The sequence below is a fragment of the Pseudomonas sp. TCU-HL1 genome (genome assembly GCF_001708505.1).
Lineage (GTDB): Bacteria > Pseudomonadota > Gammaproteobacteria > Pseudomonadales > Pseudomonadaceae > Metapseudomonas.
This window is the reverse complement of record NZ_CP015992.1, coordinates 5,396,200-5,412,721: the sequence shown is the minus strand read 5'-3', so window position 1 is coordinate 5,412,721 and position 16,522 is coordinate 5,396,200. Positions and strand designations below refer to the sequence as shown.

General features: G+C 66.5%; 10 protein-coding genes. 8 read left to right on the top strand and 2 right to left on the bottom strand.

Annotated elements, in window-relative coordinates:
• Together THL1_RS24850 and THL1_RS24845 are read left to right on the top strand one after the other, a co-directional pair.
• Entirely contained in the window at window positions 1-1,431 is a 1,431-nt protein-coding gene (locus THL1_RS24850; RefSeq protein WP_069085729.1) for a sigma-54-dependent transcriptional regulator, read from the top strand.
• Between the two features lie 180 nt (window positions 1,432-1,611).
• Window positions 1,612-2,148: a response regulator gene (locus tag THL1_RS24845; protein ID WP_069085728.1), complete on the top strand. Its 537-nt coding sequence runs from the start codon at window positions 1,612-1,614 to the stop codon at window positions 2,146-2,148.
• 435 nt (window positions 2,149-2,583) lie between these two features.
• Here the strand turns inward: THL1_RS24845 and THL1_RS24840 are convergent, their stop codons facing one another.
• On the bottom strand, window positions 2,584-3,774 hold the full coding sequence (locus THL1_RS24840; RefSeq protein WP_069086626.1) for a type II secretion system F family protein: 1,191 nt from the start codon (window positions 3,772-3,774) through the stop codon (window positions 2,584-2,586).
• A 5-nt stretch (window positions 3,775-3,779) separates the two neighbouring features.
• On the bottom strand, window positions 3,780-4,202 hold the full coding sequence (gene gspG, locus THL1_RS24835; protein ID WP_069085727.1) for a type II secretion system major pseudopilin GspG: 423 nt from the start codon (window positions 4,200-4,202) through the stop codon (window positions 3,780-3,782).
• A 165-nt stretch (window positions 4,203-4,367) separates the two neighbouring features.
• Here gspG and THL1_RS24830 point away from each other — a divergent pair, with 165 nt between their 5' ends.
• The 6 genes from THL1_RS24830 (at window position 4,368) to THL1_RS24805 (ending at window position 16,519) form a co-directional block, all read left to right on the top strand.
• On the top strand, window positions 4,368-4,988 hold the full coding sequence (locus THL1_RS24830) for a lytic transglycosylase domain-containing protein (RefSeq protein WP_083246007.1): 621 nt from the start codon (window positions 4,368-4,370) through the stop codon (window positions 4,986-4,988).
• A 652-nt stretch (window positions 4,989-5,640) separates the two neighbouring features.
• Window positions 5,641-11,358: a manganese-oxidizing multicopper oxidase MnxG gene (gene mnxG, locus THL1_RS24825; RefSeq protein WP_069085726.1), complete on the top strand. Its 5,718-nt coding sequence runs from the start codon at window positions 5,641-5,643 to the stop codon at window positions 11,356-11,358.
• A 341-nt stretch (window positions 11,359-11,699) separates the two neighbouring features.
• Complete coding sequence (locus tag THL1_RS24820) at window positions 11,700-13,622, top strand: YncE family protein (protein ID WP_069085725.1); 1,923 nt, start codon at window positions 11,700-11,702, stop codon at window positions 13,620-13,622.
• A gap of 19 nt (window positions 13,623-13,641) precedes the next feature.
• Window positions 13,642-14,322: an SCO family protein gene (locus THL1_RS24815; protein ID WP_083246083.1), complete on the top strand. Its 681-nt coding sequence runs from the start codon at window positions 13,642-13,644 to the stop codon at window positions 14,320-14,322.
• Window positions 14,319-14,948 (top strand): SCO family protein, encoded by a 630-nt coding sequence (locus THL1_RS24810; RefSeq protein ID WP_069085723.1) that lies wholly within the window; start codon window positions 14,319-14,321, stop codon window positions 14,946-14,948. The genes THL1_RS24815 and THL1_RS24810 overlap by 4 nt, the downstream gene beginning before the upstream one ends.
• Before the next feature lie 11 nt (window positions 14,949-14,959).
• Complete coding sequence (locus THL1_RS24805) at window positions 14,960-16,519, top strand: ABC transporter substrate-binding protein (protein WP_083246006.1); 1,560 nt, start codon at window positions 14,960-14,962, stop codon at window positions 16,517-16,519.
• Window positions 16,520-16,522 lie beyond the last annotated feature (3 nt).

The window sequence follows — 16,522 nt, the reverse complement described above, 5'->3', positions numbered from 1 at the left end:
ATGGGAAACAGCATTCTGATTGTCGAAGACGACGAAATCCTGGCCGACAACTTCTGCACTTACCTGCAGCGGCGCCAGTTCGACGTCATGGTTTGCAGCTCGGCCGAAGAAGCCCTGCCGATCATCGAGGCGCAGCACCCGGACCTGGTACTCACCGACTACTGCCTGCCCGGCATGAGCGGCTGTGACCTGATCAGCCGGGCGCGGGCCATGGACGAGCAGCTCAAGATCATCATGATCACCGGCCATGGCAACGTGCAGGGCGCGGTGGAGGCGATGAAGGCCGGCGCCAGCGACTACCTGACCAAGCCGGTGGCCCTGGCTGAGCTCAAGCTGGTGGTGGACAAAGTGCTGGAGGCGCGGCGCCAGGAGCAGCGCCTGACGTTCTACCAGCAGCGCGAGGCGCAGGATTCCGGGCTCACCGGGCTGATTGGCGACTCCCAGCCCATGCGCACCATGAAGGACATGGTGTGTCAGGTGCTAGCCGCCGAAGAACGCATGGCCGGCGAGGACCTGCCCGTGGTGCTGATCGAGGGCGAAACCGGAACCGGCAAGGAGCTGGTGGCGCGTGCGCTTCACTTCGACGGCGCGCGCAGCAAGGGGCCATTCGTCGAGTTCAACTGTGCATCGATTCCGTCCCACCTGCTGGAAGCGGAACTGTTCGGCCACGAGAAGGGCGCCTTCACCGACGCCAAGGATCGCCGCGTGGGCCTGGTCGAAGCGGCTGATGGTGGCACCCTGTTCCTCGACGAAGTGGGCGAGATCGACCTGTTGCTCCAGGCCAAACTGCTCAAACTGCTGGAAGACCGTACCATCCGTCGCCTGGGCTCGGTGCGCGAGCGCAAGGTCAACCTGCGCATCATCAGCGCCACCAACTGCAACCTCGAACAGATGGTCCAGGAGGGCAAGTTCCGCCGCGACCTGTTCTTCCGTCTGCGCATCATCACCATCAAGGTGCCGCCGCTGCGCGCCCGTGGCGATGATGTCCTGACCCTCGCCGAGCACTTCATCGCCCAGCACGGCAAGCGCTACGGCAAGCCGGGATTGCGCTTCAGCCCCGAGGCCAGGGCAGTGCTCAAGGGCTACAGCTGGCCCGGCAACGTGCGCGAACTGCGCAACATGCTGGAGCAGACCGTGCTGTTGGCATCGGGCAACGTCGTTGGCCCGGACCAACTGACCATCTGCCGTGGCCTGCTGGCCGGCGCAGGTGTCACCGAGGCGGCCGGCCCGGTGATGGGCGGCGGCAGCCTCGGCCTCGAAGACGAGAACATGAGCCTGTCCGATGCCGAGCGCGACCTGGTGGTGAAGGTGCTGGGCAAGACCGACTGGAACATCTCCAAATCCGCCCGCATGCTCGGCCTCACCCGCGACATGCTGCGCTACCGCATCGACAAGCTGGGCCTGGAACGCCCCGACCGCCAACAGCACTGATCAGGCCCCGATCCCGGGGCTTTCCCCTACATTTGGGCGCTGGTGAAACTTTTCATCCGTCCTAGACTCTAGAAATCATCGACCCGTGGGGGTCGATGCAGCCTTGGCTCGGAACGTGCAAGGATGCAAGCAGCGGTCGAGTGGGCCGCCGTCCGATCTCCTGAGAGGGGAGCAGCCGCAGTGTCGAAGAAAGTACTGATAGTCGACGACGAAGACATTCTCGCCAGTAACTTCCAGACCTACCTGGAAATGCTCGGTTGCGAAGTGCGTACCGCCGCCAACGGTGCCATCGCCCTGGAGGTCGTGGTGAGCTTCAAGCCCGACCTGCTGGTGCTCGACTATCGCTTGCCGGACATGACCGGTTTCGACGTCTTCGATGCCATGCGAACGCTGCACAGCTGCGAAGCGGTGCTGATGACCGCGCACCCGAGCATCGAGGTCTGCAACCGCGCCATCGAGCGCAACATCGACATCATCCTGCTCAAGCCTTTCCCCCTGCACGAGCTGGGCAACGTGGTGCTCCACGGCCTGCCCACCGGTGCCCTGCGCGAGCAGCAGGCGGCATCAGAGCAACCATCGGTACAGGCTGAGCGGCGCCGGGGCGGTGAGGTGAACTTCCCGCTGAAGCTCTACGATGGCGCCTGGGTGCTCTCCGACCGCCGCCAACCTGCTGTCGGCACCGAAGAACCAAAGAAGCAGGCCAAGAAAGGCACCTGACGCTGCCTCCGACCGCTGAGCGGGCAGGTCCGTAGGATGGCGTAGAGCGGAGCGAAACCCATCGAGCCTCGGCCCAAACCACGTCTGCCCGTGCGAATTCATTTGAACGTGGGAAACCACGTCCTTAGGACGTGGTCATGAGTCACCGGCTCTGCCTGTGCCGATTCGAGTCAGCGAAGCAGCAGGATGCTGCTGGTCCCGTAGGGTGCGCTGCGCGCACCGGGAGACAGACTCGGAGTCGCCACCATCGCCGCGGTGCACATGGCGCACCCTGCTGCTGGGCACGGTGGCGCAGATCAGCCGAGTGCTGCGAATGAGGATAGGGGGCAAACACAAGTCCACGTTCTACGAACGTGGATGTTTACTCTCGAAAAACTCTCCGGCGCCGGACTGGATGGCGGAGGACTACGTCCTCCTTCGCGAATGAATTCGCTCCTACTGGATGCTGGACGCCAGCTCGAAGATCGGGATGTACATCAGGATCACGATCACCCCGATGATCAGCCCGATGAAGGTCATCAGCAGCGGCTCGAACAGGCGCACGAACCATTCGATCCAGCGGCTGGTTTCCTCGTCATGGAAGTCGGCCGTGCGCTCCATCATCGCGCCCAGGTTGCCGGACTGTTCGCCCGCCCGAAGCATGCGCAGCGACACCGGCGTCGCCAGCCCCTGTTCTTCCAGCGCGCGAGACAGTGCCAGGCCTTCGCGGATGCGGGCGGCGGCCTGGTCCAGGCGAGGTCGCGAGGCGGCGCCGAGCAGGCCGCGGACCATGGCGATGGCGGTGAGGATGGGAATGCCACCCTGCAGCAGGATGCCCAGCGAGCGATAGAACCGTGCCAGCTCATAGACCTGGATGCGTTCGCGGATTGTCGGTAGCCGTTCCAGCTGGCGTCCCAGGGAGCGTCTCACGCCTTCCTGGCGAAGCAGCGCCACGGTGGCCAGCAGGGCCAATGCGGCGCCGCCGAAAACCTCCGCCTGATGCGAGTGGAGGAACAGCCCGCTGTGCAGCAGCACCTGCGACAGCCAGGGCAGGTTCGAGCCCAGCCCCTCGAACACCAGGCTGAAGCGCGGCACCACGTAGCCCACCAGAAACAGCAGCACCCCGCAGCCCACCATGAACAGCAGCACCGGATAGACCGATGCGCTGATGATCTTCTGCCGTACCTCGTCCATTCGCATGCGATAGGCCACGTAGCGGCCCAGGGCATCGCCCACCGCCCCGGTCCTTTCGCTGGACTGCACCAGCGCCACATAGAGTGCGGGGAACACGGCCGGGAACTGCGCCAATGCCTGGGACAACGACTTGCCCTCGTAAAGCAGGCGCACCAGGCCATCCAGCACCTTGCGTGCCTGCGGGTCGGCTTCCTTCTCGGCCAGGCTTTCCAGGGCGTCGATCAACGCCAGGCCGGCGTTCAGCAAGGTCGTCAGCTCCTGGCTGAACAGCAGCAGCGGGAACCCCTCGCGCCGCCGCCAGTTCTGCAGCGACCAGCCGCGCTCGGCCTGCAGGGCCAGCACACGCAATCCCTGCGCCTCGGCCTGGCGTCGGGCGTCGTCCTGGTTCGCGGCCTCCACCACCAGTGCCACCACCCCGGCCTGGGCACGTACCGCTTTGACCTGGAAGCGCATGGCGGTCACTGCCAACTGGTGACTTCGGCGTTGTCGCCGTCGCCACCGGGCTGGCCATCCTTGCCCAGGGTAAGCAGGTCGAAATCGCCATTCTCACCTGGGGCGCGGTACACGTAGGCGCGCCCCCAGGGGTCCTGCGGGACTTCTTTCTGCAAGTAGGGACCGGCCCAGCGCGGCTCGTCGGACGGCGCGCTTACCAGCGCCGTCAGGCCTTGCTCGGTGCTGGGGTAGCGGCCCACTTCCAGGCGATAGATATCCAGCGCCTTCACCAGCCCCTCGATCTGCGCACGGGCCACCTTGGTCTCGGAACGGCCCAACTGATTGAAGTACTTGGGCGCCACAATGCCGGCCAGAAGGCCAAGCACCACCAGCACGACCAGGAGTTCGAGGAGGGTGAATCCTCGTTCGGGGCGACGATGCATCTTCATGGGAACCTCCACGGCGAGTCAGTGGAAGCGGCTATGCAAGAGCTGTGCACGACGAGCGGGCGAAGGGGGCGACACGTCACCGCTGAAATTATCCGGCACGTGCTTTGCTGACGGTACAGCACCCAGCCACTCCACGGGCGTTGGCCCTGACAGGGGAGAAACACCATGAAAATGCCCGTCCTGGTGCTGTCCGGCATCCTTGCAGCCAGCGCGTTCTGCGCCGAGGCCGATATCTACCAGGTGGTCTCTGCCAACGGCACCATCACCCTGACCAACATCCACCGAACCGACCGCAAACTGGTTCGCGTGGCCCGCGAGAGACCCGTGCAGGCCAAGGCGCCACGCCTGGTCAAGCCGGTACGCAAGGGGCTGCTCAAGGCGCCGCGCTATTCGCTGATCGTGGCCCAGGCGGCCTTTGATTACGACCTTCCCGCGGAGCTGCTGCATGCGGTGATCAAGACCGAATCCAACTATGACCACACGGCGGTTTCGCCCAAGGGCGCTGCCGGCCTGATGCAGCTGATGCCTGATACCGCGCGGGACCTGGGCCTGCAGGACGTATTTGACCCGACCGCGAATGTCCGGGCTGGCGCGCGCTACCTCAAGCGCATGATGAAGATGTTCGGCAACGATGTTTCCCTGGCCCTGGCCGCCTACAACGCGGGTCCCGGAGCTGTGCTCGCCTACGACCGCGCCATTCCCCCCTACCCGGAAACCCAGCGCTATGTACCCAGCGTGCTGGGTCATTACCAGCGCCTCCAGGCCGACGCAAAACGACCCCGCTAGTGGGGAAATTCCCCAGATGCGGGGGCGATTTCTTCGCGAATGAAGGTGCTATGGCCCCATCCTGTGGGAGCCAATTCATTTGAACGTGGGAAACCACGTCCTGAGTCATCGGATCTGCCTGTGACGATACGAATGCTCGGGCTAGCAGGATGAGGCCGATGGGGTAGGGTGCGCCGTGCGCACCGGCGTTTTGACAGGGTGCCGAGGCGGATCCTGGAATCGGTGCGCACAGCGCACCCTACGGTCCAGACCGAGCTAAAGAGATCGACCTTGTGCAAGGTACGGACTCGCCCCCTTCCAGGGGGCTACCTCAAGTCCACGTTCTACGAACGTGGATCTTTACTCGCGATTGAAATCGCTCCCACAGGGCTCAACGTTCCCCATCTTTTTCCACCCCCAGAAACCGGGGAATTGGGTGGGAATCGGGTGGGGAAAATGCTGGCTATTCTCTCCGCTTACTTTCTAACTTACTGAATTTAATTTGCTTTCAGTGATGGCACAGGCATTGCTCAGACAGTCCTGCCCTCTATTGGCATCCGCGCACCTGATACCGAGGTCAGCCAAGATGAAACGGACTAATCCTTCGAGCAGTGCAACCCCAAAACACCTGGGTACTCAGGGGGCATCCCTCTACCTGGGTGGCGCCCTCCTGATGCTGGGCGTGCTCTTTTCCACCGAGGACGCGCAGGCCGCCGTCCGCTGCGAGCGGAATCTGGTGGCCAATGTCGTGGCCCTGGACCAGCCGCTGATGTTCAACCGCCTGGGTGCGCAGAACATCAACGGCATGATGTTCGCCTTGCGCCGCGATGTGGTGGACGCCAATGAGGTGCCGCTCACCCAGGGGGGCGCGGCGGTGCCCGGCGAAGTGGCGCTGCGCCCGGACAAGCGCCCGCGGCCGCTGGTGCTGCGGGTTGCCGCTGGCGACTGCCTGACCATCAACCTGCAAAACCTGCTGGCCCACCAGGCCAACCCGAACAATCCGGACGACCCGCTGTTCAAGAAGGACGAGCAGGTGGCGGATCGTCACGTGGGCTTCCAGGTCAACGGCATGCAGGCGGTGAACGACATCGGCGACATCGCCACCAACGCTGGCCGCAACCAGAACACCCTGGTCCCGCCCGGCGGCAGCCGCACCTACACCCTGTACGCCGAGCGTGAGGGCGCCTTTGCCGCCACCAGCTACGGTGCCACCTTTGGCGGCGAGGGCACCGGCGGCAACACGGCCAACGGCCTCTTCGCCCAGGTGGTGGTGCTGCCCAAGGGCGCGCGCACTTACCGCAACGTGGTCACCGAGGAAGAAATGCGCCTGGCCACCACTGGCCGTACCCCGGCCGGGCAGCCGATCATCGACTACGAAGCGCGCTACCCGCAGGTCGCTCCCTGGAACGAGGAGGGCAAGGCCGGGTTGCCGGTCATCGCGATGATGGACAACGGCGAGATTATCTCCAGCGATACCGACGCCGTGGTCATGGGCCCCAACGCCGACGGCACCTTCCCGCAGAACACCTACCCGCTGGAAAGCTACGGCAAGCGCAACCCGGCATTGCCCAACCGCCTGGAGCCTTTCCGCGATTTCTCCTCGGTGTTCCATGACGAGAACGCCGTGGCCCAGGCATTCCCCGGTTACTGGAGCGACCCGGTGTTCGGCCACATGCTGGAACCGACCCGCGACGCCTTCATGATCAACTACGGCGCCGGTGGTATCGGCGCTGAAGTGGTCGCCAACCGCCTGGGCGTCGGCCCCATGCACGATTGCCTGTCCTGCGCCTACGAGGAGTTCTTCCTCAGTGCCCATACCGTGGGCGACAGCGCCATGCAGGTGGATGTGCCGGCCAACGTCGGCCTGGAGAACATCCTTCCCGGCCAGGTACCGCCGGAAGGCACCACCGGGGTCAAGGCCACCATGGCCCTGTTCCCGGCCGAGCCGTCTAACGTCGCCCACAGCTACATCGGCGATGCGGTGCGCATCCGCAATACGCACAACGGCTACGAGCAGCACGTGTTCCACCTGCACGGCCACCAGTGGCTGTTCAACCCCAACGACGACAACTCCGACTACATGGATGCCCAGGGCATCGGGCCGGGTTCGGGCTACACCTACGAAATCGCCAACGGTGGATCCGGCAACCGCAACCGCACCGCGGGTGACGCTGTCTACCACTGCCACTTCTACCCGCACTTCGCCCAAGGCATGTGGGCCATGTGGCGCATCCACGACGTGTTCGAGGAAGGTACGCGCCTGGCCGTGTCCGGGGAAGGCGAGAGCGGCTTCCACAACCAACCCTTCGAACTGCGCAGCGGCCTGCCGGCCGCGGGAGCCCGCGCTCTGCCGGATGGCGAGATAGTCGCCGGTACGCCGATTCCCGCCATCATCCCGCTGCCGGGCAAGGCCATGCCACCCATGCCGGGCAAGGTCGCCGTGGTGCCCAAGTACGGCGAAGAACTGGTCGCCGCCCATGACGGCAGCGCGCCGGAGGAAGGCAGCGATAATTCCAGTCACGAGCCTGCGCGCCGTGTGGTCGGCTCCGTGGCCCTGGTGGATCGCAGCGGAGCCAACCGCAACGCCGACGGCACCCTGAAGAACCCCGGCTTCCCGTTCTGGATCGGCGGTATCGAGAACACCGTTGGCCAACGCCCCAGCACGCCGCCGCTGGACATGCTCGACACGGCCAAGGCCCAGGCCCTGCGTGATTCCGGCAAGGCCCTGTGGGCGAACATCGACCCGGCCCAGGCCGGTGGCTGGGATGGTGGCCTGCCGCGCCACACCCTCGACGGTGTGTCCGCCGGTGGTAAGGCCGACGTGGTCACCAGCGCACTTGACCTGTCCAAGGCGGTCCGTCGCGCCAAGGCGGTGTTCCTGCCTGAAGAGGGCACCGATGTCGAACAATCGGCCATGGCCTACCACGCCAAAGCCAGCCATCCGAGCTTCGCCGTGCTGCCCGGCGGCACCGTGCAGGCCAAGGACTTCCGCACCAACGGCGCCTTGCCGGTGGGCGGCGCGCCGTACTACGAGCCGTGCATGGACGACACCGGCAAGCGCCTGACCCAGGCCTCCGCCGTGGGGCGCTACAACAGCGGCGACACCCTCAACGGCATGTCCTTCACTGGCAGCTCGGCCTTTACCGCCGACCGCCCGCGTGTCTACAAAGGCGCCAACATCCAGTTCGACGCGGTGTTCAACAAGGTCGGCTACCACTTCCCGCAGACCCGCATCCTCGCCCTCTGGGAAGACGCCTGGCCGGTGATCAACAAGCAGCAGCCGCCGGAGCCGCTGGTGATGCGGATGAACACCTTCGACTGCACCCTGTACCAGCACACCAACCTGATCCCGGCGGTGTACGAGCTGGATGACTACCAGGTGCGCACGCCGACCGACATCATCGGCCAGCACATCCACCTGCCGAAGTGGGACCTGACCGCCTCCGACGGCTCGGCCAACGGCTGGAACTACGAGGACGGCACCCTGTCGCCTGCCAGCGTGGTGGAGCGCATCCATGCCATTCGCGAGTACAACCGCTGCACCGAGGGTGATGCCCGCGACGGCTCCGAGGCGTGCCCGGTGGCCAAGCAGCACCCGTACTTTGGCCAGTTCGGCCGCACCGACTGGCTGGGCGCCCGCACCACGCTGCAGCGCTGGTTCGCCGATCCGCTGATCAACACCTACAACGTCGACCGTGGCCTGGGGAACATTTTCACCCACGACCACTTCGGCCCGTCGACCCACCAGCAGCTCGGCCTCTATGCCACCGTGCTCACCGAGCCGGCCGGCTCCAGCTGGTACCACGCCGAAACCGGCCAGCCGCTCGCCAGTGGTGTACGGCAGGACGGCGGCCCGACCTCCTGGCAAGCGGTGATCGCCACCGGCGACCTGGATGGCGACGGCAAGAACGACAGCTTCCGTGAGTTCTTCCTGGAGTACAGCGACTTCCAGCATGCCTACGAGGCGGGCGTCTATGTCGGTGCCGGCCCTGACGGCATCCCGGATGCCGGTGCCTATCCGACCTCCATGGACAGCTTCCGCTACGCCATCAACCCGCCCGTGCGCCAGTCCGGCTCGAACCTCTTCGAGTCGGTGCGCGAGGCTGCCGGTGGCCAGGTCCTTGGCTGCCCCAGCCGGCCCTGCCCGCAGGCCATCTCGGTGGATGACCCCGGCATGTTCGTCGTGAACTACCGCAACGAGCCGGTGGGCTTGCGTATCTTCGACCCCAACAAGGCCGCGCCGGACGGCAAGCCGGGCATGCAGGCCGACGGCCTGGCGGGCGACCTCGCCTATGCCCTGCAGAGTCGTACCGACCGCGCCATCCCGGCCCTGAACCTGGCACCGCGCGCCATCACCTCGGCCACCGGGCCCACCGGCGCCAGCACTACCTTCCCGCCGCACATCAACGTGGCCGGCGACCTGCCCGGCGACCCCTTCACGCCGCTGTTGCGGGCTTACTCCGGCGACAATGTGCGCTTGCGCATGCATGCCGGCGGCCATGAAGAGGAACACAACGTCACCATCCACGGCGTGAAGTGGCTGCACGGGGGGACCGGCTTCGGCAATAGCGGCAACTCCGGGTGGAAGGCCTCGCAGATGGTCGGCATCTCCGAACAGTTCGGCTTTGTCGCCCCGGTGACCATGATGTCCGGCAACATCACCTATGAAGCCGCCGACTACCTGTACAACATGGATGCGTCCATCGAGGGTTACTGGAACGGTATCTGGGGCGTGATGCGCAACTACACCCAGCCGCGCACCGACCTGTACGCCCTGCCCAACAACCCGCGGCCGGTGTCTTCGCGCAACACCACCCAGTTCGACGGTGTGTGCCCGCGCTACAGCCCGAACCCGAACGGCATCGGCACCCGTACCACGGTGCAGCGCAACTACGAGGTGGTCGCGGTCCTGGCCAACGATGTCTTCAGCAACCCGCTGGGCCTGGCCATCGGCGATCCGGCCGGGGTGGGGATGCATGCCGGCGGCCCGCTGAACCCGCAGGGTGGCACCCTGGTTTTCAACTCGCGGCCGGTGACCATTCCGCAGGCCACGGTGATAGACGAGGAAGACGGCGAAGTGTTCACCATCGGCGGCCAGAGCGGCCCGCTGCATGACCCGACCGCCATCCTCTATGTGCGCAAGGCCGACCTGGACCCGCTGACCGGCAAGCTGAAGCCGGGCGTGCCGGTGGAACCCCTGGTGCTGCGCGCCGCCGCGGGCGACTGCGTGAACATCACCCTGGAAAACCGCCTGCCGCTGGTCATGCCCGACCTGCCCACCTACGCGGTGGTGCAGGGCCTGGTGAAACGCGACCGCAACAGCGCGCAGGGCTCCACCACCTTCAACAACAACATGATGCGGCCCTCCAGCCACGTAGGCCTGCACACCCAGTTGCTGGCCTACGACATCACCAGGGCGGATGGCTTCAACGTCGGCATCAACCCGGTGCAGACCGTCGAGCCGCGTGGCGCTGCGGGCGGCGCCTGGCCGTCGAAAAGCTACAAGTTCTACGTCGGCCACCTGGAGCGTGAGGGCAAGCCGGTGACCCAGCTTGGCCGCAGCGTCGACAACATCACCGCGACACCCGTGGAGTTCGGCGGCTTCAACCTGCTGGCAGCCGACCCGATCAAGCAGGGCCAGAAAGGCCTGTCCGGCGCCATGAGCATCGCCCCGCAAGGCGCCACCTGGGTCGAGGACGCCGGCATGCGTGCCGCCGCCACCGTGACTCCGCTGTCCGGCACGCCGTACCGCGACTTCTCGCTGGTGCTGCACAAGTCGCTGAACATGCGCTGGGCCAATGGCCGGCCGGTGGAAAACATGGCGTCCGAAGGCTTCGGCATCCCGGCCGATCCGAAGGACAACTCCGGCATGGCCGTGAACTACAGGAGCGAGCCGCTGTGGTACCGCTTCGCCAAGGCGCCGGATGCGCCCTTCGGCCACGCCCAGGGCCAGGGCTGGGGTGACGTGCCCAACGCGCACATGGCCTACAGCAACGAACTGGTGGGCGGCGATCCGATGACCCCGATCATGAAGGTCAAGCCCGGCCAGCCGTTCCGTACCCACGTGACCATGCCTTCGGGCGGCAGCCGTGGCATGACCTTCCAGCTCGATGGCCATGTGTGGGCGTTCAACCCTTACCTCTCGGAGAAGATCGACCAGTGGGGCTATCCGCAGAAGGACGCGGGTATCGGCTCGTTGCGCTTCGGCATCAACCCGGCGGCGCTCTACATCGGCGCTCAGGAGAGCGTGTTGCCGGCGGCGCACTTCAGCCTGTCAATTCCCAGCGCCGGGGGCGCCAATGCAGTACCGGGCGACTACCTGTACCGGGACTACGCCGCCTTCGGCAACGTCGGCGGGGTCTGGGGCCTGCTGCGGGTGACCAACGAGTAGTGAGGGCACAGGATAGCGTTGTGCTCGGTGAAACCCCGGTGATGGGTTTCGTGCCTCAACCCATCCTACGGTGGGCAGATTCGTAGGATGGTGTGGAGCGAAGCGATACCCATCGATCGGGACCGACCGTGACACTGAAAATCGCAGGCTAGGTCTGGCTTGCGATTTTCTTTTTCCGGGCTTGCGCTGGATTGCCCCCAATAAAGGGGAAATGGGTGGGGAAAATCCGCCGGCCCGGCCCGTCATCTGTCGCAACCCATTGATTCCACTGCCCTACCGCGCCTGGCATAGCCATTGCTCGCCTTTCAGGGCGAGGTTCAGACGAGGGGAGGGATGCCAAGGTGAATGCCCTACAGAAAGCTTCCAGCCTGCTGTTGTTCACCGGCTTGTGGGCCGTCCAGGCGCCTGCGGCAGACGCACCTGCCGGTGTTTCCGAGCGCCTGGTGCGCGACGGCGTCGCCATCGAGTTCGAGGCCCGGCCGCTGGGTAGCGACGGGGTGCTGACCGAAGGGATGTTCGCCGACATCCGCCTGCGCATCACCGACGCCACCACCGGCCAGCCCCTGGCCGGGCAGGTGCCGGGGGCCTGGCTGGACCAGGCCTTGCCGGAGAACCAGAAGACCGACGACGGCAACCAATGCAAGGCGCGCATCGGCACCTACCTCAAGGGTGTGCTCAGTGCGCGGCCGATGGTTGACCTGAACAGCTATTACCTGGTGGTGATGAACAAGGACTCCGCGCTGACCGTGATCGACCCGATCACCTCGGTGGGCGGTATCACCAGCACACTGAGCCGCGTTGCCCTGAGGCGCCCGCCGATGGACTGGGCGGCCAGCGCCGACGACCGCCTGCTCTACGTGTCCATGCCCAGCGCTGGAGAAGTGGCCGTGGTGGATACCGACCAGTTCAAGGTGCTGGGCAACCTGCCGGCCGGGCCTGAGCCGGTGCGCGTGGCCCTGCAGCCCGACGGGCGCTACCTCTGGGTCGGCAACAACGCTGGCCGGGGCGAGGAGGGGGGCGTCACTGTGATCGACACCCAGACCCGCAAGACCGTGGCGACCCTGGCCACCGGCGGCGGCCACCACGAAATCGCCTTCAGCGCCGACTCGCGCCATGCCTTCGTCAGCAGCCGCGATGCCGGTCGCGTGACGGTGATCGACGTTGCCAGCCTGAAGGTGCTGAAGGACATCGAAACCGGACCGAGCCCGCTGTCGCTGGCGGTGTCGCCGCTTTCCGGCGCGCTCTACGTCAGCGACGGCAAGGCCGGCAGCATCACCGTGATCGACACCCAGAGCCTCAAGGTGCGCAAAGTGATCGAAACCGGTCCCGGCCTGGGGCCGCTGCGCTTCACCCAGGACGGCCGCTTCGGCCTGGCCCTGAACAGCCTGGACGACCAGGTGCTGGTGCTGGACGCCGGCAGCGACGAAATCGTCCAGCGCACCGAAGTCACCGCCGAGCCCTACCAACTGGTGTTCACCCGCAACTACGCCTACGTGCGCGGCCTGGCATCACCCAAGGTGAGCATGATCAACCTGGAGTCCCTGGGCAAAGGCAAGCCGATCATCGTCCAGGCCTTCGAGGCGGGGCCGGCGGCGCCCAAGCTCGCCGGCGACCTGCCGCTCGCCGACAGCCTCAGCCAGGCACGCGACGAAGGCGCGGTGTTCGTGGTCAACCCGGTGGACAACACCACCTACTTCTACATGGAAGGCATGAACGCCCCCATGACCGGCTACCTCAACCGTGGCCATACATCCCGCGCCGCGCGGGTCATCGACCGCAGCATGCGCGAGGTGGAGCCGGGTGTGTTCAGCAGCCGGATCAAGCTGCCGGCGCCGGGCACCTTCGACCTTGCGGTGATGCTCAACCAGCCGCAGATCGCCCACTGCTTCACTGCCGAGGTGCAGCCCAACAAGGCCCTGGCCGCCCAGCGCAGCAAGCCCCGTGTCGAGTTCCTGCTCGACAGCGCGCCGGTCACCGCTGGCCATGCGGCCAAGGCGCGGTTCCGCATCGTGCAGGGCAGCAGCGGCCAGCCACGGGCCGGGATCGCCGACCTGCGGGTGCGTTACTTCCAGGCCCCGGCCTCGCGCCCCCGGGAGGTCGCCGCCGTGGAAGTGGGCGAGGGCATCTACGAAGCACCGCTGGCGCTGGACAAAGCCGGTGCCTACTACCTGCACGTGGGCTCGGCCTCCCTGGGCATGGCCTTCGGTTCGCAACCCTATGCCAGCCTGCGCGCGGTTCCGGCCCAGGCCCGCATGACCCCCTGAGGAGCACGCCATGGACCTTATGAAGTCAGGCATCGCTATCGCCCTGCTCGGCCTGGGCCTCACCGCCGGATCGGCCACCGCACACAGCCCGGAAGAGCACGCCGCCCACATGGCCCAGCAGGCCGCCAACCCCCATGCCCAGCACCAGGCGCAGGGCGGCGTGGAGCCGGGCGCCGAGGTGGCCTTCGCCGATGTTCCCCTGCTGGACCAGGAGGGTCGCGAACTGCGCCTGAAGGACGACCTGGTGGGGGATCGCATCGTTGTCATGGGCTTCGTCTACACCAGCTGCACCACGGTCTGCCCGGTGGTCTCGGCGATCATGCAGAAGCTGCAGAAGCAGTTGGGCGAGCGCGCCGGCACCGAGGTGCAGTTGATCTCCCTGAGCATCGACCCGTTGCGCGATACCCCCGAACGCCTGCGTGAGTACGCTGGGCGCTATGAGGCCGGCGCCGGCTGGCGCTGGGTCACCGGCAGCAGCGAGGCGGTGGCCGACACCCTCAAGGGGCTCGGCACCTGGACCGCGAACTACCAAGATCACCCGCCGCTGATCATGGTCGGTGACGGTCGTACCCAGACGTGGACCCGCTTCTATGGCTTCACCGATCCGGCCGTCCTGATGGCGCGCGTCAACGAGCTCAGCGCCGTTCGCGGGCACGACGGCCACGGTCCCACCGCCATTGCTCAGGAGAGTCACCCATGAAGCGCCTGATCCCGCTCGCGCTGGCCCTGGGCCTTGCTAGCAGCGCCTTCGCCCATGAGGGGCATGAAAACCACGAAGCGGCGCCGTCCAGTGCGCCGGCCGCCCAGCCCCTGGCCGCCGGTGGCACCCGGGATGCCCAGACCTACTTCACCGACTCGCTGCTGCGCGACCAGAACGGCCAGGAAGTGCGCTTCTACAGCGACGTGCTCAAGGGGCGGATGGTGATGCTCAACGTGATCTTCACCCACTGCAACGACGCCTGCCCGCTGATCACCCGCAAGCTCAAGGAGGTGCGCGAAGCCATGGGCGAGGAAATGGCGAAGCAGGTGTATTTCATCTCCCTGTCCAGCGACGCCGAGAACGACACCCCTGAAGTGCTCAAGGCTTTCGCTGCCAAACACGGCGTGGATTCGCCGAACTGGATCTTCCTCACTGGCGATAAGGCCAGCATGGACCTGGTGCTTGCACGCCTCGGCCAGTTGGGCGAAAGCGCCGAGGCCCATTCCACCCTGCTGATTGCCGGCGATGTGCCGAACAAGCGCTGGAGCAAGATCCGCCCCGACGCGCCGGTGGCCGCCATTGCCCAGCGCCTTCAATTCATGACTCTGCCCGTGGCTGGGCGCTGAGACCGGTGGCCATGTGGCGAGCCCTGCTGCTGGTGGCGCTGGTGATCCAGGCGCCCCTGGCCGTTGCGCTGGAGCTGAGCCCCGCCGAAGCGGCCGGGCGGCGCATCTACCTGGAAGGCGTGGGCGCGGCCAATGGCGAGATCAGTGCGCGGGTCGGTGCCGCCGATACCCTGGTGCCGGCAGCGGTGATGCCCTGCGCCAACTGCCACGGCGCCGATGGCCGGGGCCGTCCGGAGGGCGGCGTGCGCCCGCCGGACATCACCTGGCGACGCCTCTCGCTGCCCTACGGTCAGTTGCAGGCCAACGGCCGCAGCCATGGGCCCTATGACGACGGCGCCCTGGCCCGCGCGGTGGGTGAGGGCCGCGACCCCGCAGGCAACCGGCTGGACCCGGCGATGCCGCGGTTCGTGATGTCCCTGCGTGACATGGCCAACCTCACCGCCTACCTCAAACGCCTGGAGGATGACCGCGACCCTGGCGTGCAGGATGCCGAGCTGCGCCTGGGCACCCTGCTGCCCCGGCAGGGCCCGCTGGCCGATCTGGGCCACACGGTGGAAGCGGTGCTGCGCGGCGCCCTGGCCCTGGTCAACCAGGCCGGGGGGATTCACGGCCGCCAGCTCTCGCTGGTGGTGCGCGATCCCGGCATGGACCGGCAGAGCACGGAACGGGCACTGCACCAGCTGCTGGAGGAGGACCAGGTGTTTGCCTTGCTGGCGCCCCTAGCCCCTGCGCTGGATGGCGACCTGCCGACCCTGGTCGAGAAGGCCCGTGTACCGCTGGTCGGCCCCCTGACGCTGTTCGACGAAGCCACGGCCAATCCGCTGGTGTTCAACGCCCTGCCGGGCCTGCGCGAGCAGATGTTTGCCCTGGCCGGCTACGCCAGCAGCGACCTTGGCCTGGATCGGCCGGAAGCGCTCGTGGCCTATCCCGACGACGCCCGCCAGCACGCGCTGGCCGAGGCCCTGGCCCTGCGCCTGATGGATCAGGGCTGGGCACGCGTGCGCTTGCTGGGCTATGACGCCGCGAATCGCGATGCGTCGCTCGGGCATGCGGCAAAAGGCGCCCAGGGGGTGTTCTTCCTCGGCCAGTCGGAGGCGTTCGCCCGGCTCGCCGACCAACTCCAGGCCGAGGACCTTTCGCCTTACCTGTTCGCCGCCTCGGCCCAGGTGGCCAGCAGCGCCCTGCGGATTCCGTCGCGCTTCTCCGGGCGGCTGTTCCTGGCCTATCCCTTCATGCCCGCCGACTGGACCCCGGAGGGCAAGGCGACGCTGTTGGTCATTCGTCGCAGCCAGGGGCTGGGCGGCCAGCATGCGGTGCTGCAGGTGGGCGCCTATTGTGCCGCCGCGCTGCTCGGCGAAGGGCTTAAGCGTGCCGGCCGCGAGGCCAGCCGCGAGAAGCTGGTCAGTGCCCTGGAGGGCCTGCATGGCTTCCACACCGGCCTGACCCTGGCGCTGAGTTTCGGGCCGGGGCAGCGGGTGGGCCTGGCCGGTGCGCATATCGTCACGGTGGACCTGGGCGGGCAGCGTTTTCGTCCGCTGGGCAAATTCGTCAAAGTCGACACGAGGCTTTAGGTC